17 protein-coding genes (1 of these 17 cut by a window edge) are annotated in these 16,946 nt (G+C 64.4%); 11 read left to right on the top strand and 6 right to left on the bottom strand.

Features of this window, described 5'->3' with window-relative positions; translation table 11 throughout:
* The 6 genes from AC1VVM_RS24455 to AC1VVM_RS24430 all read left to right on the top strand — a co-directional run.
* Positions 1–155, top strand: partial view of a class I SAM-dependent methyltransferase gene (locus AC1VVM_RS24455; protein ID WP_482956811.1) — the end only. The gene continues 652 nt to the left of window position 1, outside the view; 155 of the gene's 807 nt are visible here — the last part of the coding sequence; its start codon lies beyond the left edge, outside the window; it ends in the stop codon at positions 153–155.
* A gap of 311 nt (positions 156–466) precedes the next feature.
* Positions 467–2,080, top strand: a complete 1,614-nt coding sequence (locus AC1VVM_RS24450) for a sensor histidine kinase (RefSeq protein WP_482956810.1) — start codon at positions 467–469, stop codon at positions 2,078–2,080.
* Positions 2,077–2,742, top strand: coding sequence for a response regulator (locus AC1VVM_RS24445; protein WP_482956809.1), 666 nt, complete (start codon positions 2,077–2,079; stop codon positions 2,740–2,742). The genes AC1VVM_RS24450 and AC1VVM_RS24445 overlap by 4 nt, the downstream gene beginning before the upstream one ends.
* A gap of 134 nt (positions 2,743–2,876) precedes the next feature.
* Positions 2,877–3,218 carry a hypothetical protein gene (locus AC1VVM_RS24440; RefSeq protein WP_482956808.1) on the top strand — a complete coding sequence of 114 codons (342 nt, stop codon included), beginning with the start codon at positions 2,877–2,879 and terminating at the stop codon, positions 3,216–3,218.
* 2 nt (positions 3,219–3,220) lie between these two features.
* Positions 3,221–4,453 carry a hypothetical protein gene (locus tag AC1VVM_RS24435; RefSeq protein ID WP_482956807.1) on the top strand — a complete coding sequence of 411 codons (1,233 nt, stop codon included), beginning with the start codon at positions 3,221–3,223 and terminating at the stop codon, positions 4,451–4,453.
* Between the two features lie 7 nt (positions 4,454–4,460).
* Positions 4,461–5,516, top strand: a complete 1,056-nt coding sequence (locus AC1VVM_RS24430; RefSeq protein WP_482956806.1) for a nucleotidyltransferase family protein — start codon at positions 4,461–4,463, stop codon at positions 5,514–5,516.
* Positions 5,517–5,535: 19 nt separating this feature from the next.
* Here the strand turns inward: AC1VVM_RS24430 and AC1VVM_RS24425 are convergent, their stop codons facing one another.
* The 3 genes from AC1VVM_RS24425 to AC1VVM_RS24415 form a co-directional block, all read right to left on the bottom strand.
* Positions 5,536–5,691, bottom strand: coding sequence for a hypothetical protein (locus tag AC1VVM_RS24425; protein WP_482956805.1), 156 nt, complete (start codon positions 5,689–5,691; stop codon positions 5,536–5,538).
* Between the two features lie 3 nt (positions 5,692–5,694).
* Entirely contained in the window at positions 5,695–6,741 is a 1,047-nt protein-coding gene (gene rsgA / locus AC1VVM_RS24420; protein WP_482956804.1) for a ribosome small subunit-dependent GTPase A, read from the bottom strand.
* Positions 6,742–7,000: 259 nt separating this feature from the next.
* Positions 7,001–8,413 (bottom strand): class I SAM-dependent methyltransferase, encoded by a 1,413-nt coding sequence (locus tag AC1VVM_RS24415; protein WP_482956803.1) that lies wholly within the window; start codon positions 8,411–8,413, stop codon positions 7,001–7,003.
* Between the two features lie 428 nt (positions 8,414–8,841).
* Here AC1VVM_RS24415 and AC1VVM_RS24410 point away from each other — a divergent pair, with 428 nt between their 5' ends.
* The 5 genes from AC1VVM_RS24410 to AC1VVM_RS24390 all read left to right on the top strand — a co-directional run bounded on the left by AC1VVM_RS24410 (position 8,842) and on the right by AC1VVM_RS24390 (position 13,627).
* Positions 8,842–10,905 carry a prolyl oligopeptidase family serine peptidase gene (locus tag AC1VVM_RS24410; RefSeq protein ID WP_482957373.1) on the top strand — a complete coding sequence of 688 codons (2,064 nt, stop codon included), beginning with the start codon at positions 8,842–8,844 and terminating at the stop codon, positions 10,903–10,905.
* 94 nt (positions 10,906–10,999) lie between these two features.
* The gene (locus AC1VVM_RS24405; protein ID WP_482956802.1) at positions 11,000–11,446 is read left to right on the top strand and encodes a MarR family winged helix-turn-helix transcriptional regulator; all 447 of its coding nucleotides are present in this window, start codon (positions 11,000–11,002) and stop codon (positions 11,444–11,446) included.
* Positions 11,447–11,493: 47 nt separating this feature from the next.
* Positions 11,494–12,051, top strand: coding sequence for a cysteine hydrolase family protein (locus AC1VVM_RS24400; protein WP_482956801.1), 558 nt, complete (start codon positions 11,494–11,496; stop codon positions 12,049–12,051).
* Positions 12,052–12,059: 8 nt separating this feature from the next.
* Positions 12,060–12,389, top strand: coding sequence for a hypothetical protein (locus AC1VVM_RS24395; RefSeq protein WP_482906263.1), 330 nt, complete (start codon positions 12,060–12,062; stop codon positions 12,387–12,389).
* Positions 12,386–13,627 (top strand): MFS transporter, encoded by a 1,242-nt coding sequence (locus AC1VVM_RS24390; RefSeq protein ID WP_482956800.1) that lies wholly within the window; start codon positions 12,386–12,388, stop codon positions 13,625–13,627. Before AC1VVM_RS24395 ends, AC1VVM_RS24390 begins: the two co-directional genes overlap by 4 nt.
* A 7-nt stretch (positions 13,628–13,634) precedes the next feature.
* On the opposite strand, the gene AC1VVM_RS24385 is transcribed toward AC1VVM_RS24390, so the two are convergent.
* The 3 genes from AC1VVM_RS24385 to AC1VVM_RS24375 all read right to left on the bottom strand — a co-directional run bounded on the left by AC1VVM_RS24385 (position 13,635) and on the right by AC1VVM_RS24375 (position 16,902).
* Positions 13,635–14,678, bottom strand: coding sequence for an AI-2E family transporter (locus AC1VVM_RS24385; protein ID WP_482956799.1), 1,044 nt, complete (start codon positions 14,676–14,678; stop codon positions 13,635–13,637).
* Between the two features lie 144 nt (positions 14,679–14,822).
* Positions 14,823–15,575 (bottom strand): enoyl-CoA hydratase, encoded by a 753-nt coding sequence (locus AC1VVM_RS24380; RefSeq protein WP_482956798.1) that lies wholly within the window; start codon positions 15,573–15,575, stop codon positions 14,823–14,825.
* A 151-nt stretch (positions 15,576–15,726) separates the two neighbouring features.
* Positions 15,727–16,902, bottom strand: coding sequence for an ROK family protein (locus AC1VVM_RS24375; RefSeq protein ID WP_482956797.1), 1,176 nt, complete (start codon positions 16,900–16,902; stop codon positions 15,727–15,729).
* Between the last annotated feature and the right edge of the window lie 44 nt (positions 16,903–16,946).

Below are 16,946 nucleotides of genomic sequence, written 5' to 3'. Positions count from 1 at the left end.
TCGCGGATCTGCGGGCGCTGTTCCAGACCGATGCCGAGGAGGGGCAGGATAGGCTGGGTTTCAGCGCCCGGATTGTCGATGGTGTGCTGTGCGTTTCCTATCGCCAGACGACTGCCATCTGGATCAGGCCGCAAGTCGATGCCGCCTTCTCGTGACGATCGGCCCCGATAAGCCGTGCATCGCCATTGATCGGACGCTCATTTGAAACCACCCTGGCGATCGACCGGCGATTTGGGGGTACGCCAATTCCCCCCTTGCCCGAAAAGGGCCCCGACGCGCAGCTTCCCGTCACGATGAGGATCGAAGGCCGAGGGAGCGATGCGCGCCCGCAAACTCGTCCCCCGTGAATTCATCGCTATGAATTGTCGCCGGCGGGGTGCGCCAACGGCCGCAGGGGTTCTGCCGCGTGCCCGCCTTCCGAGAGCACGGATTGATGTCGAAGTCACGACCCGCGCGGCCTCCAAGATTGGCGAACAGGCCAAGCTTCGCGAACCGAATCGCGCAGGCCGATCCTGAAACGCTGATCGCCGTCGCGCGCCTCCTGGCCTCTAGCCTGTCCCTGGTCGCCGTCTTTCTGGACCCCACGACACCCCATTCGAATGTCACGGAAACCTACACCGTTCTCTGCCTCTACGTCGCAGTTAGCATTATCCTGCTGGTGCTTCCCGCGCCGCCGCGATGGCGCGAGCATTCGCGCGTGGCGCAGACGGCGATCGACGTCTTCACCTTGGGGCTACTTGCGCACTATTCCGACGATCTGCAGAGCCCGTTCTTTGTCTTTTTCACATTTGCCCTGATCAGTGCGACGATGCGGTGGGGCTGGCGCGGCGTTCTTGCCACTGCGGTCCTGCTTCAATTGCTGCTGGTCATCGTCGCTATCCCGGACATGCGCGCGGACGGCGACTGGTCCATGAACGTGCTGCTGATGCGGTTCGTCTATGCGTGGGTCGCCGCGCTCATGCTCGGTTATTTCGGCAGCTATCGCGCCCGAAACGAGCGCCGGTTGCAGGAACTTGCCTCCTGGCCGATCCGCATGATGCCCGATGACGACCGGCCCTGGCTGGCCGAAGCGCTCCAACATGCCGCCCGCGTGCTGGGGACCGATCACATCGTCGTCGTCTGGCAGGACCAGGACGAAGGCCATGGCACGATCGGTTTCTGGACCGGCGATCATTGCGAATTCGTCGACCGGGTGACCCTTCCCGCGCCGCTTTCAGAGCTCAAGGCGGCGGCAGCGACGGACCCGCGCGGGATGCTGCGACGGCTCAACTCGCGCGGTGGCAGCCCGGCATGGAACGCCATACTGGGCGGCGCAAGACAGTCCCTGCACCTCGCCGAGTTCAAGGGCATCCGCTACCACGGTCTGGTCATCGTGATCGATCCGGCGTTTCGGGACGAGAATGTCGAGGCGTTCACGCGCATCATCGGCGCGCGCATCGCGCTGGCATTGGAGCAGTTCTCGATAGCGAACGGCCTCGCCGCTGCGGCCAGCCTCAAGGAACGCGTCCGCGTGATGCGCGACATCCATGACAGCGTCCTGCAAGACCTGACGGCGGCAGTCTGGCAACTCGATGCGACGCGGGCGACGCTCCCGCCCGACGCGCAGCCGGTGATGAACAAGGTTCGCAACCTGCTCCAGCAGCAGCACACCCGGCTGCGCACTTTGCTGAATGGCTCCCGCACGGACCGAAGCGCTCCCAGTTTCCTCAGGCACCAGTTGCATACGCTGGTCGAGCCGCTGGCCACGCAGTGGGCGTGCCGGCTCGACATATCGGTTGAACCGGAGAATCTGCGGGTCAGCGACGAGACTGCCACCGAACTCTGCCTCGCACTGTCCGAAGCGACGGCCAATGCCGTGCGACACGGATCCGCCGCGGCGCTGAAAATCGATATCCGGGCGCGACACGGCGACCTTCAGGTCGAAATCGCGGACGACGGCTGCGGCCTTGAGGGCCGCGCGGGGCTGCCGCAATCGCTGTGCGAGCGGATGGCGGATCTTGGCGGCACGCTCGTCGCCGCCGGGAGCGCGCACGGCTGCCGGCTGCGTCTGGTGTTCCCGATCGGGGCGGTGAACGGATGATCACGCTGGTCGTATGCGACGATCACCCGATGATCCTCAGCGGCATCCAGACTCTGCTCGGCGTCGATCCCGAATTGCAGGTGGTCGCCACCGCGCGCGACGGCGAAACCGCCTTGCGGAAAATCGAGGAGTATCAGCCCGATATTGCCCTCATCGATATCTACATGCCCGATCTGGACGGGTTGGACCTGCTCGGCCGGATCAATCGAGCGGGCTGGCCGGTCCGAGTGGTGCTGCTCAGCGCCGCGATTTCCGATGCGCAGGTTATCGAGGCCATTGCCGCCGGTGCGGCCGGTATCGTCCTGAAAGACATAGCACCCACAACGCTGGTCGAATGTCTGCGCAAGGTCGCGCGCGGCGGGCGCTGGCTGCCGCAGCACCTCGTCGCCGCCGCGATCAACCGGCGCCGGGCCGAGGAACGGGAGGTTTCTCCGTTCGAGAGCCTGACTCCGCGCGAATGGGAGGTCACCCGGCTGCTGGCCAAGGGTATGGCCAACCGGGATATCGCGGGGGAACTCGCCATCAGCCTGGGGACCGTCAAGATCCATCTGCACAGCATCTATTCCAAGCTTGGCGCCGACAATCGGACCACGGTGGCTTTGATGGTCGCCCGCTATGCCGACGCCCATCCAGCGCCGGACAGTGCAGGCGAACTCCCCTAAAGCCGCCGGAGGCTCGCCCATGAGAGCTATATCGCCCGATAGATGCTTCCCCGCTGCCACAGGTCTATTCAGCATATCAGTCCCGACTTTTCACGGTGAGGGTGCCCTCGCCGAAACGGCACAGGGGAACGGCCATGGACGATCGAGCTTCCGATCTCATCGGTGACACGCACCGGCGCGATTTTCTCAAGACGGCCGGGCGCTTCGCGCTCACCGTGCCGCCGGCGATGACGGTGCTGCTCTCCACATCGCTGGTCTCTCCTGCAATCGCGGCCTCTGGCGGCGGTGGTGGGGGTGGAGGAGGAGACGGCGGTGGAGGTAGCTCCGGCGGCGGCGACGGTGCTTCTGGCAGCAGTGGCGGTGGCGGAGACTCCGGCGGAGGCGGCGGCTTTGGTGATGGCGGTGGCGGGGGCGGCATCAAATCCGGTGGCGGCATGGGTAGCGGCGACCGGGGCGGTGGCGGGCACGGCCACTGACAATGGCCGGCGCGGAGGGTCCGCAAACACCTGACGCGCTGTGCACATTGCTGGCCGCCGATGTTCAGCCTTCGACCGGCGCCTTTCAAGGCCCTGGTTCCGATCGGCGTAACACGGCGCCCGCGGACCAAAACCTGCAATGGCAGTTTGCCCCCGGCGTCGCGGTCGTTTCCCTTTCCGACCGCGACGCCTTGTTTTGCGAGACCGCGCAAAAGCTCTACGCCCTCGACCCTTTCGCTGCGCTGGTTGCCAGGAAACTGACGAGCGGCCCCGCTCCGCTCGGCCACCTGATCGCGTGCTGCACCCGCCATGGTATGGACAAGCGGGATGCGGAAGATGCGGTTACCGCGTTGATATCCTTGTTGTCTGGCGCGGAATTGCTCGCCGTCGGACTTGGATCGACCAACGAGGTGATGCGCCGTTTCCCGCTCGATCTCGCGAGCATTCCCATTGATGTGGAGATCGGTGCGGGCCTTGGATCACTTGCGATGCCGGCCGCTGCCCGAAAGCGGCCGGACGCCGAGGCGGTGCCGCGTTGGCAGATCCGCCGTTGGGGCACGGACGCTGCCCTGCCCAAAGTGGTCATCTCGCGGCACGGCAAGCCGGCCAGCATTGCGAGGCTTGATCAGGCCATTCCCACACTGAAAGCGCGTCTGGTCGATGACGTGCTCACGGCCAGCGACCGGATCGCCCTGCACTGCGCCGTTCTTGTGCGAGGAAACCGCGCGCTTCTGCTCAGCGGCGCGCCAGGAGCGGGCAAGAGCACCCTTTCCGTCGCGCTGACCGCCGCAGGCTTCGGCTATGCCGCAGATGACGTGGCCCTGCTGGATCACGCCGGGATGGTACAGGGCCTGTCCTTCTATCCCACACTGAAGCGCGGTTCGTGGGACCTGCTGCCCGGCTATGGAGACGTGATCGGGCGAACAGCCGTGCATCAACGGCTCGACGGCGCGACCTTGCGTTACTTGCCCATGCCGGAACCGCGCACCGGCATTTATCCGGTGGACTGGATCGTTCTGCTCGCCCGCGACGACGGAATGCCCGCTGCACTGACCCCGCTCGAACCGCTCGCTACGCTCGAATTCCTGCTCCAAGGCGCCTACGCCCGCACCGGACGCTCAACCCTGTCGGACGTGCAGATGCTCAGCCGTCTGGTGGGACGCGCGCAATGCCGGCGTCTCTCTTATGCGAATCTGGACGAAGCCGTCCGGCTGCTCGGCCGCGCCACCGAGTAAGGATGCAATGATCGGCATCCGAACCTTCGCCGCCGCGCTCGACGGCAGAATACCCGACAGGTGCGATTGGGAGGACCTCATCGGCCGGGCCAACCGCACGATGACAACGGCCTCCCTCGGCTCCCGCTTGGCGTGGCGCCTCGACGTTCCCGAGGATGCTCTCGCCTTTCTGGCCGCCGTCGTCGAGGCAAACGTCGAGCGCAATCGGCGGTTGATGCTCCTGCTGGAGGACGTTCTCGGCGCACTGGCCGATACGGGCCCGCCGCCGATACTGATCAAAGGCGCGGCCTTGCTCGTGGAGCTTGGCGCTCCGGCGGCACGAGGCCGGATTCTCGGCGATATCGACCTGATGCTGCCTGAAAGCGCGATGCCTGGGGCGCGGAGCTGTTTTGGCCGGCTCGGCTTCCGGATACACTACGAAAGTGGTTTGGACGGCGCCCCCCTCGTCCTCTACCGAAGCAGCGACGTGGGCATGCTCGACCTCCACTGCCGGACCAAGGGAAGCAACCCCCGCTTCGATTACCCAATGCTCTCGGCGCATTGCCGGCCCGTGGAGATCGGCCGACAGCGGGCCCTGCAACCGTCCCCGGCCGCGCAGGCCGCCGTGCTGGTCTCGCACGACCAGCTGCAGGAACTCGATTACTGGCGCGGGCTGGTGGATATGCGCCATCTCGCCGATCTTGCGGGGCTGGCCCGGTCAGGCGAAGGGATCGACTGGCAGGAACTCGATGGCTTCTTCACCGCTCGGCAGGCTCGGCGCGCGCTGCGTACGCAGTTGCTGGCATTGCGATCGCTGTTCGCGGTGCCGGTACCGCAGGAATATTGCAGCGGCTTGTGGCCCCGCATCCAGCATCGGCGCCAATTGCTCCAGGCCGACTGGCCCGGACTGCGCTGGCCGCTGACGCTGGCTGCGCTGGCCCTGCAAATGCCGCGCGGCATCCGGGAAGACCCGTCACCCGCCCCGCACGGATGGGCGCGAGATTCGCTGCCCGCCCTGCTCCATCGGGCCCATCACCTGACTCGCCGGGCCGTTCGATCACCCGGCCCCGGAAAATATTGCTGAAGTGTAACTGTCCTGCGGGTCAGCCCGCCTTCTTGGCCTTGTGCTCGGCCAGCAGCTTGTCCAGTTCCGCGATCCGGAGCCGTTCGGGCGTGCCTTTGGCAAGGCCTTTCAGGCGGCATGCGGCCCACAGGCTCTTCCGTTCGGATTCCAGCGTCTTCAGATAAAGATCAGCCATGGGTCATTTCCTTTCGCCGGGCTTTCCGGCCCGGCTACGCCGCCCGGCCATAGTGCCGGTATTGCTGTTATCTTCCGCAGTGAGCTTGCGCCATCGCTCAAGCCGGTCGGGTTCGAGCGCGCCCTCTGCAATCGCGGCCTGAATTGCGCAACCCGGCTCTTTCCTGTGACTGCAATTCGTGAATCGGCATTCGAGGGTCAGAAGCTCGATGTCGTCGAACACTTCCGCCAGTCCAGAGGTCGCGTCCGCCAGCTTGAACTCCCGCATTCCGGGCGTATCCATCAGCCAGCCGCCCTGCGCCAGCCGGTGCATTTCGCGCACCGTGGTCGTATGGCGGCCCTTGCTGTCGTGTTCGCGCACGGCCTGGGTGGTAATCGAATCCGAACCGCGCAGCGTATTGACCAGCGTCGACTTGCCGACGCCGGACGATCCCATCAGCGCAACGGTCTGGCCCGGTCCGCAATACTTCGCCAGCGGCAAGGCGCTGGCACCCTCGCGCGCGTTGACGGTTTCGACCCGCAGACCGGGCTGAAGCCCCATCGCGGCCTCGCGGTATTTGTCCGGCGTGTCGGTCAGGTCGATCTTGGTCAGCACGATCACCGGAGTGACCCCCACTTCCCGCGCGAGCACGAGATAACGCTCCAGCCGGGGAATGCTGAAATCGTGATTGCAGGAGGCGACAATGAAGAGCGTGTCGACATTCGCCGCGATCAACTGGACGCGGCGATCATTGCCCGGTGCGGGCCGCTTGAACAGGCTCTCGCGCCTCAGGAGCCGCACCGGTTCAGGACTATCGGCACCGATCAGCAGCCAATCGCCGGCGGCGGGCCGATCTTCCGGTCCCTGCGGGTTCGGCAGGCGTGATGAAATCAGGCGGTCGATCCCCTCGCCCAGCACCGCGACGAGGCCGCGATAGACGGACATGACCCGCACCGGGCGGCATGTTTCCCGCTCCTCGTCGGACAGCTGTTCGCTGAAGAAGGGTCTCCAGCCGAGATCGGCAAGTGTGGGCGCGGAGGCTTCCATAGGTTCCCGGCGGGCGACTTTCATAACGGGTTCCCGACGCCGCGAGACATGGGAACGCTTTGGGAGTCCGGCTATACAGCCTGTCCGCGGCGCGGATGCGCCGGGACCGTGGTCCGGATCGATGCCCGAACCACGGGACAACATGCCGCATACAGATCTGCCGCCCGCTTGGATACGACTCCTTGCATCCGCTCCGTCATTCGACGGCCGGACCGGCACGCGTAATCCGAAAGATCCCTAACTCCTCAGCGCGGAGGCCCGATCCTAGGCGGGCAGACGCCGATCAGGCCATTTCGCGTGCGTCCGCTCGATCCGTCCTTTCAAAGGCAAGGAAAGTGATGCGACTGTCGCGTCCTGTGTTCCACGGCGCGCGATTGTAATGCTCATATTCCGGCTTGGAATAGTGCACGAGCCGGAAACCCAATTCCTGCATCAGGAAGATGTAGTATTCCGGATCGCGATTGAAGACGGGCGGATTGCCCTCCCGGCGCCAACGCACGTCCATCAATTCGGCAATGATGATCCGCTGCCGGCCTCTCACCGCCTCGATCAGCAGCGGCACGAGCGCTTCATCGGACACATGCAGAAGAACGGTATAGAACAACGCCGTCACCGCATCCGGATACCGATATCCCTGATCGTGGATGCGGAAGTTCTGAGCTGGAAGCGTGGCCCGCGCCTGGGCAAGGGAATGCGGATTGACGTCTACGCCGATATAGCCGTCATCGAACAGCGACGCGATGCGACCGACGCCGCAACCGATTTCCAGTACGGGAAAATGACCGTCAATCGCGATCGCCAAGGCCGATCCGAGGTCGAAGCCCTCAGGAAATTCGAACTGCGTTGCGGGAATGATGTGGTCCACGCCTTCCTGGATCCAGAACGCTTCTTCCGGCGTGCGCCAGAGCATATTCGTGGCCCGGTCCCGCATTCCGGCTTCGGTGAACTGCGCTGCCTCGTGATCGGTTTTGCGGCCGTCGGCCTTCGCCTGTCGCGACGCCTGCCAATGGCGGATGACGGTAGGCTCGTTACAAGGCGCGCCTTCGATATGCAGATACGAACGGGGCAGCCAGCTCGTCTTCAGCGGACGCGTGCTGGCGATGTCGCACCAGGCCGAGCACAAATGGACCTGATCCCATGTCAGCGGATCGGCGCGGCAACGCACCAGCCATTGCTGCAGCAGGGCCTCGGCCTCGGCCGTCTTGCCGAAATAGACGGTGCCGGAGCAGAATTCCCAGCCGCGGTCGTGGGCCTGGTGGTCCCATGTCCACTTATGCAGCGCGACATCGGCCGTGAGCGCCGAGAAGAGATCGGGCAGTGCCTCGACGGTAGCATCGGCGTCCAGCCAGACGATCGGCCGATCGGAGGCCTTCCACTGCTCGTAGACGAATTCCGCCTTGTAGGCGCAGTTGAGTTCCCAGCGGCCAAGGCTGTCGATCGGATGCAGCATATAGTCCAGACCGAACCCGTCCAGCGATGCGCGAAGCCGTGCGGCGTGGTCCGCATATTCGTTGTGCGCGGTATAGAACGAGACGATCCGGAACGGGCTTCGTCCCGCAGGCAGGATCTCGACGATCTCACCCGGTTCGGCGCCGCGTTCAAGATCACGGCCGATGAAGCTCTTCACGGTGTAGGACCGGTCGGCCTCATGGCCGAGCGGCGACACGGCAAGCGTGGCGGAGTTCTGGAGATTCATCACCGGCAACCTATAGAATGGCCCCGCCCGCGAGGCGCGAAACACCTCGGCAGGCAGAGCAAATGCTGGACCGGCGCTCGCGCCCCGGCCTTCCTTTTCTCTTATAGAGCGATCGCGCCGCGCAGGACGAAATGGCCGAACGCATCGAGCAATTGTCCAATAGCCCGCGACTTGTCCCGATGCCGCAACCGAGCCTTCACGCACAAAGCCCCATCATCCCCGCGAAGGCGGGGGCACTTCGAAACGGCACCGGCCTTTTGCGCCGAATTCGTCCACGCCTGCCAACACACCGAAATCAAAGCGTAACCGCTTGCCCGGCGTGTCGCAGGCGCTAGGCTCCCCCAATCGATCTTTCGGGGGGAACAATCTTGACGCCCATCCTGCGTACCGCGCTTGCCAGCACGCTCGCCTTTCTGAGTTTCATGCCCATGTCACATGCCGCAACGCCCGCTCCTGCCGACCCCCGCGATCCCCCCGATGCGTGGATCTGGCTGGAGGATCTCGACGGCAAGAGCGCGATGGACTGGGTGGAAGCCCACAACGCGAAGACGGAGGGCCGGCTCGAAGCCGATCCGCGCTACAAGACCTTCTATGACGAGGCGCTCAGGATCTTCGGCGCGGAAGACCGCATTCCCGCCCCCCGCTTCCTGAACGGGCAGATCTACAATTTCTGGCAGGACGAGCAGCACTTGCGTGGCATCTGGCGGCGCACATCGCTCGATGACTACCGCCGTGCGCAGCCCAACTGGCAGACCGTTCTCGACATCGATGCGCTGGGCAAGGCGGAAGGCAAGAGCTGGGTCTACAAAGGCGCCGACTGCCTTGAGCCGGAGCAACGGCTTTGCCTGATCTCACTCTCCAACGGCGGCGAGGACGCTGTCGAGACGCGCGAATTCGATCTCGCGTCGGGTACTTTCGTGCAAGGCGGATTCCACCTTCCCCGCGCCAAGCAGAGCGTCACGTGGGAAGATGCCGACCATCTGCTCGTCGCCACCGAATGGACACCGGGCGATGTCACCGAGTCGCTCTATCCCTATATCGTCAAGCGCCTCGCGCGCGGCCGGCCGCTGTCTGAAGCGACGGAGATCTTCCGCGGGCAGAAGAGCGACGTCGGCGTTTTCCCAGCCGTGCTGCAGGATGGGCAGGGCAACACGCTCAAGCTGATCACACGCGCGATCGACTTCTTCCATCAGCAAAGCCTGGTGATCGGCACGGACGGCAAAGTGCACGAACTGGCCATACCGCAGAAGGTCTCTGTGGCCGGTCTCGTCGCCGGTGAAGTCGTGTTCCGCCTCGACGAGGCATGGGGAGACCTTCCCACCGGCGCGGTGGCGACTGCACCGCTTGCCGAAGTGCTGGCTCGTCCTGAAGCGATCAAGGCCCGGATCGCCTGGAAGCCGGGCCCGCGCGAAGCGCTGGAAGGGGTTTCCATCACGCGTGACCGCCTGCTGCTGTCCATTCTCGACAACGTCAATGGCCGCCTGCTCTCGCTCGCGCCCGCCGCGAACGGGAGATGGACCACGACGGCGCTACCGCTGCCGGACAAGCTGGCATTGGAATTCAGCGCCGCCGATACCCGCAGCAACCTCACGTTCGCCTCGGCGGAAGGTTTCACCACGCCCAGCACGCTCTATCTCGTCGACGCCGCGACCGGCAGCGCCGCGCCGGTGAAGAGCCTGCCGCCGCGCTTCGACGCCACCGGCCTTGTCGTCGAGCAACGCGAGGCGAAGTCGACCGACGGCACCGCGATCCCTTACTTCCTCGTCCACCGTAAGGACATGCCGCTGGACGGTTCGACCCCGGTGCTGCTCAATGCCTATGGCGGCTTCCAGTCGAGTTCGACGCCGTTCTATTCGGGAAGCTACGGCAAGCTCTGGCTCGAACATGGCGGCGCCTTCGCGCTGGCCAACATTCGCGGTGGCGGCGAGTTCGGGCCGGAATGGCACGAGGCCGCACTTAAGACCAAGCGGCAGGTCGCCTATGACGACTTTGCCAGCGTCGCGCGCGACATGATCGCCAAAAAGATCACCTCGCCGCGCCGGCTCGGGATCATCGGCGGCTCGAACGGCGGCCTGCTGATGGGTGTCGAGATGACGGAATTCCCCGAACTCTACAATGCGGTGGTGATCCAGGTGCCGCTGCTGGATATGATCCGCATCAGCAAGATCGCTGCCGGCGCGAGCTGGCAGGGCGAGTACGGCGATGTCTACGCCGATCCCGAAGCGCGGGCCTTCTGGCTCAAGAAATCGCCCTATCACGCGCTGCGCAAGGGCGTGAACTATCCGGAGCCCTACATCTTCACCACCACGCGCGACGACCGCGTCGGCCCGCAGCACGCCCGCAAATTCGCGGCGCGGATGGAGGAACTGGGCCTGCCCTTCTACTTCTACGAGAATACCGAAGGCGGCCACGGCTCTGGCGCGGATATCCGCCAATCCGCCAAGACCACGGCGCTGTGGATGACCTACATTGCCCAGAAGCTGATGGATTGATCGAAGGAAGGGGCGCTGCTGCCGGCGCCCCTTTCCCGCTTTCCTAAAGGAAGTTTAACTTTACAGTTAGGCTTCATATTTCTATCGGACGGCCATGAGCGTTTCGTCCGATGATCAACTGCACGTCACCGTGCTAGCGCAGGATCTGCGCCGCATTGCCGGCAAGCTGAAACGTCGGCTTCGCGAACAGGCGAGTGTCGGCGATCTGCCGCCTTCGCAGACCTCGGTGCTACTACGGCTCGAAAAGCACGGGCCCGCCACAACGTCCGACCTCGCCCGACTGGAAGGCATGCGCCCGCAATCGATGGGCGCCGTCGTGGCCGCGCTGGAGAGCGCCGGCCTGATATGCGGCGCGCCGGATCCGGCCGATGGCCGGAAAACCCTGCTGTCGCTGACCGAGCAGTGCCGGACATGGATCGGCGAAGGCCGCGCCGCACGGCAGGACTGGCTTTCCCGCACGATCAGGGCACGGCTCTCGCCGGCCGAGCAGGACCAGCTCATTGCCGCGATCCCGTTGCTGGAGCGGCTCGTGAACGATTGACGGTTGAACATGGGCGCGTGTGCCGCGCCCGCAGAAAGGACAGTCCCATGGCGCTGACCGCGCTCGATCCCATGACGGCGCTCGTCATTGTCGATCTTCAGAAGGGCCTTGTGGGTGCGCCCTTCCCCGCTCCGATTGGCGGTGTGGTAGAGCGCAGCCGCGCGCTGGCGGACGCCTTTCGCGCGAGGGAGCTGCCGGTCGTGCTGGTCAACGTCGACGGCGGCGCGCCGGGACGAACGGAGCAGCCCCGCCGCCCCATGAACAACCTCGCCGACGATTTCACGCAGATCATTCCCGAACTGGACCAGCGGCCGGGCGACCTCGTCGTAACAAAGCGGACCTGGGGCGCATTCGCGAGCACCGATCTGGAAGCACGGCTGAAAGCGGCGGGGGTAACGCAAGTCGTCATCACCGGCGTGGCGACCGGAACCGGTGTCGAATCGACCGCGCGCCAGGCCTATGAGCTTGGCTTCAACGTCACGCTCGCCATCGACGCCATGGCCGACACGCGGCCCGAAGCCCACGATCACGCCATCAAGAACGTGTTCCCGAGACTGGGCGAAACCGGCCTGACGGCCGATGTTCTTGCCCTGCTGGAAAGGTAATTCGTAAAATGCCCTGGCTCCATCTCCTGTCCTATTTCGCCGGCGGTGCCACACTGGCGAACGCGCTTCCGCATTTCGTCAGCGGGATGATGGGCCGCGCCTTCCAGAGCCCCTTCGCGACGCCGCCGGGCGAAGGCCTGTCATCCTCGACAGTGAACGTGCTGTGGGGCTTCGCCAACCTTGTGCTTTTCTATCTGCTGGTCTGCCGGGTCGGCGATTTCAACTTGCGCGACCCGGCACAAGCGGCCGCACTCGGGCTGGGGATGCTGCTGCTCGGCCTGTTCACCGCTCGGCACTTCGGCCGCTTCCACGGCGGCAACACGCCGGAACGTTCATGAACGCTCCGACCACAGGTGCCTTCCGCTCGCTGCGGGGGTTCAATTACCGGGTCTGGACCGCAGGGGCCTTCGTGTCGAACATCGGCACCTGGGTGCAGCGCACGGCGCAGGACTGGCTGGTGCTGACGACGCTCACGCACCACAGCGCCTCGGCCGTGGGTATCGTCATGGCCCTGCAATTCGGGCCGCAATTCCTGTTCCTGCCGTGGACGGGCTTTGCCGCCGACCATTTCAATCAGCGCAAGCTGTTGATCCTTACCCAGACGGCAATGGGCGTACTGGCCCTAGTGCTGGGCATGCTGACCGTTACCGGCGTCGTGCAGCTATGGCATGTCTATGTCTTCGCCTTCCTGTTCGGCACCGCGGCGGCGTTCGACGCGCCGGTGCGCCAGACGTTCGTCGCCGAACTGGTGGGGGACGCCGATCTGACCAATGCAGTGGCGCTCAACTCGACATCGTTCAATGCCGCGCGGCTGATCGGACCCGCAGTCTCGGGCCTCGTCATTGCCATGGTCGGAACCGGATGGGCCTTCCTCATCAACGGCGCATCGTTCATGGCCGTGCTGGCCTCGCTCTTCCTCCTGCGTACCGGGGAGTTGCATTCGAACCCTCGCGCGAAGCGCACCAGGGGGAGCTTTACCGAGGGATTTCGCTATGTCTGGGGGCGGCCGGACCTCAAGGCGATCCTGATCATGCTGTTCATTGTCGGCACGTTCGGCCTGAACTTTCCGATCTTCATTTCGACCATGGCGGTCCGCATCTTCCATGCAGACGCGCGCGGTTATGGCTTCCTGTCCTCGGCCATGGCCATCGGGACAATGAGCGGCGCCCTGTTCAACGCCCAGCGCGACAAGCCGCGTTTCGAGGCTCTGATGCTCAGCGCCGGTGTGTTCGGGCTCGGCTGCGCGCTGGCCGCGATCGCGCCCGATTTCTGGCTCTTCGCGGCCGCGCTGGTGCTCACCGGGGTTGCGGCGCTCGTCTTCACCAACACGACCAACAGCCTGATGCAGCTCTCTACCGAACCCGCCATGCGCGGACGCGTGATGGCGCTGCGCGTCGGCGTGGCGCTGGGAGGAACGCCGATCGGAGCGCCGATCGTCGGTTGGATCGCGGACCACCTCAGCCCGCGCTGGGCGCTGGGCGTCGGCGCGGCGTCCGGTGTCGCGGCTGCGCTTGTCGGGGGCTACGCCCTGTTCGCGGCCCGGCAGCGGCGAGCGACAGCGCCCCACGCCTCCTGAGGCAGTATCATTCCGCCTCTGCCGAATTTGCCGCAGCAGCCTTGCCGAACAGCTCGACCACCCAGCGGCTGCGCGGATGGAGCCCGCAGAACGTGATGATCGCAACCGTGATCGGCACGGCGAGCAGAGTGCCGAGGATTCCCCACAGGAACGTCCAGAAGAAGATCACGAACAGCACCAGCATCGGCGAAATCGACAGGACGCTGCCCGCGACGCGCGGCTCGATATAGCTGCCTACCATGAACTGGATGACGTTGAGGCAGAGGAACACGAGAATGACCGCCTGCCACGTGTCGAAAGTCGTCATCGCCAGCAGCGTGGGCAGCAGGGTGGCGAAGAACGGGCCGATAAACGGAATATAGTTGAGCGCGAAGGCGATCACGCCCCACTCCCCCGCAAACGGCAGCCCGACCACGCGCGCAAAAAGCCAGACGAGCAGGCCCGTCAGCACGCTCATCAGCGTCCGCACCATTAGATGGCGGCGATAGTGGCCGGCGATGATGCGGGTGCCTTCCAGCAGCATCCACGACGCCTCGCGGTTCCTCATGACAGCGATCTTCGCGCGCATGTCGTCCACCTCCAGCAGTCCAAGCAGCAGGTAGGTGATGGCGATGATCCAGAAGGTGAGCGTCGTCTGCAAATGCCCGCCGACCTGCCGGATGGCGCTGATCGTCCAGGCGAGATCGACATATTCCGACCACAAGCCGGCAATCGAAAATCCCTGGATCTCGAACCGGTCCGCCAGATGCTCCAGAAGGTACTGGTAGCGGGCCGTGTCGAGCATGATCGGGCGAATGACCCGGCCGACTGCCCAGCTGAAGATCAATACGAACAGGAAGCCGATCGCAAGCGTCGCCAGCAAAGTAAGCGCCAGCGCCAGCAGCTTGGGCAGCCGCGCCTGCAACATGCGCTGAAGCGGCCAGACCAGAGCCATAATGTATAGCGCAACGACAAGCGGCGCGAATACACTGCTGGCATAATAGGCCGCGGCCGTCATCAGGATCACTGCGATGATGGACACCGGAACACTTAACGCACGGTCAGTCGTCATCCGATTTATCCCTGACGCGCATTGAAGGGCAGGTCGAACGAAGCTGTACCAATCTCCGGCACTTAGCAATCACGAAGTGTATTTATTGTCTCGGCATTCGCGGCATCGTCTCAAATAGTGGATCGCCACACCGCCCGGCGCTCGTCATCGGAAGACGGGCGGACGCTTCTCGAAAAAGGCCGTGAAGGCTTCTTTTGCTTCCGGAGAGCTGATCGCCTGCGTGAAGACCTGCGCTTCCTCTTCGATGCGCGCGGCGACGATGGCGGGGTCTCCCTTCATCAACCGGCGCGTGGCCAGCAGAGCCTGCGGCGGCTTGCCCATCAATATCGCCGCTTTGGCGCGCGCATGTTCGAGCAGTCCAACCGCCGGGACCACGGCAGTGACAAGTCCCGCACGGTCAGCCGCTTCCGCGTCAATCGGCTCTCCCAGCAGCAGCATCGCCGCAGCCTTGGCATAACCGAAGGTCGACGGCGCCAGCAGGCTCGATGCCGCTTCGGGCACCAGCCCCAGATTGACGAAGGGCATGACGAAGCGTGCATCGGGCGCCGCATAGACCAGATCGCAGTGGAACAGCAGGGTCGTTCCCACGCCCACCGCCAGCCCCTGCACTGCTGCGACGACCGGTTTTTCGAAGCGTGCGATAGCCCGGATGAAATCGAGCGCGGCGGCCGCGCCATCCGGTCCGGCCATGAAGTCGGCAAGGTCATTGCCGGCGCAGAAAGCGTCTCCCTTCCCGACAATCAGCACCACGCCGTATTCCGCACGGGCCGACGCGTCCGCTAGGGCGGCCGTCATGGCACGGTACATCGAGGCGGTCAGGGCGTTCTTCTTCTCGGGGCGAGTGATTTGAATTTCGAGAACGCCGTTCGCTTCGATCAGCTCAATTCCTTCGCTCACGCAGTTCTCTCTCCGACAGGTTGGATCCGCCTATAGCCGATGACCAATCCCATGGCGATCCGCCCCCAGACAGCTCCTTGCGGCCGATCCCTGTTCCAAATCGGCCGCGATGCAGATGTTAATTTAGACCGTGAAATAGTTCAGCGGCAAATCAGGCCGAAGAGTAGAGATGCTCCAGAACCATCGCTGCCGCCCCGCGCGCGAAGGCGCCCTTGTCCCAGGCCTTGAAGTACAGCTTGGTGCGCCGCCGCAAAGTCGGAAACGTGTTCTGCTCCAACGCCGCGAAGAAAGTGCCGCGCAGTTTGTCCATCATCGCGATGGGCGGGCCGCAAAGGATGACGGCCTCCGGATCCTGCATGGTTATGTGATTGGCCACCGCAACGCCGAGATAGTGGCTCGCATGCTCCAGCACCGGCCAGATGTCGATTGCGGCGGCCGCATGCTCGGCCATCAGTTCCTCGAAGAACCGGCCCATCTCTTCATAGCGTGGCTCCGCCCTGCCCAGCCGTTCGCACGCCTGCCGAATGATCGCATGTATCGAGCAATATGCCTGAATACAGCCTCGAGCGCCGCAGTGGCAGAGGCGGCCGGTGTCCGGCACGACCTTCACGTGCCCGAATTCGGAAGCGATCCCGTGCGCGCCGCTGATCAACTGCCCGCCTCTGTAAAGCGCGGCGCCAATGCCGAGATCGACGTTGATCAGCGTGAAGTCGCCCAGTTGAGCGCCTAGGCCGTACCAATGCTCTGCGCGCGCCAGCAGATTGATGTTGTTGTCGACCAGCGTCGGAATGCCGAGAGCCCGCTCGACAATCCCGCCGAAATCGCAGGGACCGGGCTCGAAAGTGAGGATCTGTTCGACAATGCCGGTGCGATTGTCGACAACGGCGGGAATGCCGACCCCGATCCGGTAGATGTCCTCCCGGCGCACGGGCCAGCCGGCGATGGCGGTTTCCAGGGCCGCCACGAATTGCCGCGCGAAGTCCGCGATGCTGGTCGTGGGGGTCAGCAGTGCCGTTGAAACGGCAAGGCTCTCGCCTCTGAGATTGACGATCTCCAGCAGCAGTTCGCCGTCGTTGGTCGCGGTAATCCCGACAACGTATTTGCCCTCGGGATTGATCCGCAGGTTGACCCTTGGCCGCCCGGGCGCATTCGAAACCACTTTTTCCTCGATCACGATGCCCCGCTTGACCAGATCGGCAGTGATCGCGGTGATGGTGCCGCCCGTCAGGCCGGTGAACTTCACAAGATCGGTTCGGGCGACCGGCTCGCTGGCTCGCAGCTTCTTGAGCAGCAGCACACGGTTATGTTCCTGGTCCGTAAGTCGCATGCGCATTCCATCGGCCAATTCGGCGCCGGTCGCAACAATCGCCC

This window comes from Novosphingobium sp. BL-S-33 (genome assembly GCF_056857025.1).
This window is presented reverse-complemented; position numbering and strand designations above follow the sequence as displayed.

Bases quoted from the DNA above. Each gene is read 5' to 3' on its own strand.
- AC1VVM_RS24395 (WP_482906263.1), top strand. From the start codon at position 12,060: ATGCCCTGGCTCCATCTCCTGTCCTATTTCGCCGGCGGTGCCACACTG.
- AC1VVM_RS24435 (WP_482956807.1), top strand. From the start codon at position 3,221: ATGGCCGGCGCGGAGGGTCCGCAAACACCTGACGCGCTGTGCACATTG.
- AC1VVM_RS24415 (WP_482956803.1), bottom strand. From the start codon at position 8,413: ATGAATCTCCAGAACTCCGCCACGCTTGCCGTGTCGCCGCTCGGCCAT.
- AC1VVM_RS24425 (WP_482956805.1), bottom strand. From the start codon at position 5,691: ATGGCTGATCTTTATCTGAAGACGCTGGAATCCGAACGGAAGAGCCTG.
- AC1VVM_RS24430 (WP_482956806.1), top strand. From the start codon at position 4,461: ATGATCGGCATCCGAACCTTCGCCGCCGCGCTCGACGGCAGAATACCC.
- AC1VVM_RS24405 (WP_482956802.1), top strand. From the start codon at position 11,000: ATGAGCGTTTCGTCCGATGATCAACTGCACGTCACCGTGCTAGCGCAG.
- AC1VVM_RS24375 (WP_482956797.1), bottom strand. From the start codon at position 16,902: ATGCGACTTACGGACCAGGAACATAACCGTGTGCTGCTGCTCAAGAAG.
- AC1VVM_RS24400 (WP_482956801.1), top strand. From the start codon at position 11,494: ATGGCGCTGACCGCGCTCGATCCCATGACGGCGCTCGTCATTGTCGAT.
- AC1VVM_RS24385 (WP_482956799.1), bottom strand. From the start codon at position 14,678: ATGACGACTGACCGTGCGTTAAGTGTTCCGGTGTCCATCATCGCAGTG.
- AC1VVM_RS24390 (WP_482956800.1), top strand. From the start codon at position 12,386: ATGAACGCTCCGACCACAGGTGCCTTCCGCTCGCTGCGGGGGTTCAAT.
- AC1VVM_RS24410 (WP_482957373.1), top strand. From the start codon at position 8,842: ATGTCACATGCCGCAACGCCCGCTCCTGCCGACCCCCGCGATCCCCCC.
- AC1VVM_RS24440 (WP_482956808.1), top strand. From the start codon at position 2,877: ATGGACGATCGAGCTTCCGATCTCATCGGTGACACGCACCGGCGCGAT.
- AC1VVM_RS24445 (WP_482956809.1), top strand. From the start codon at position 2,077: ATGATCACGCTGGTCGTATGCGACGATCACCCGATGATCCTCAGCGGC.
- rsgA (WP_482956804.1), bottom strand. From the start codon at position 6,741: ATGAAAGTCGCCCGCCGGGAACCTATGGAAGCCTCCGCGCCCACACTT.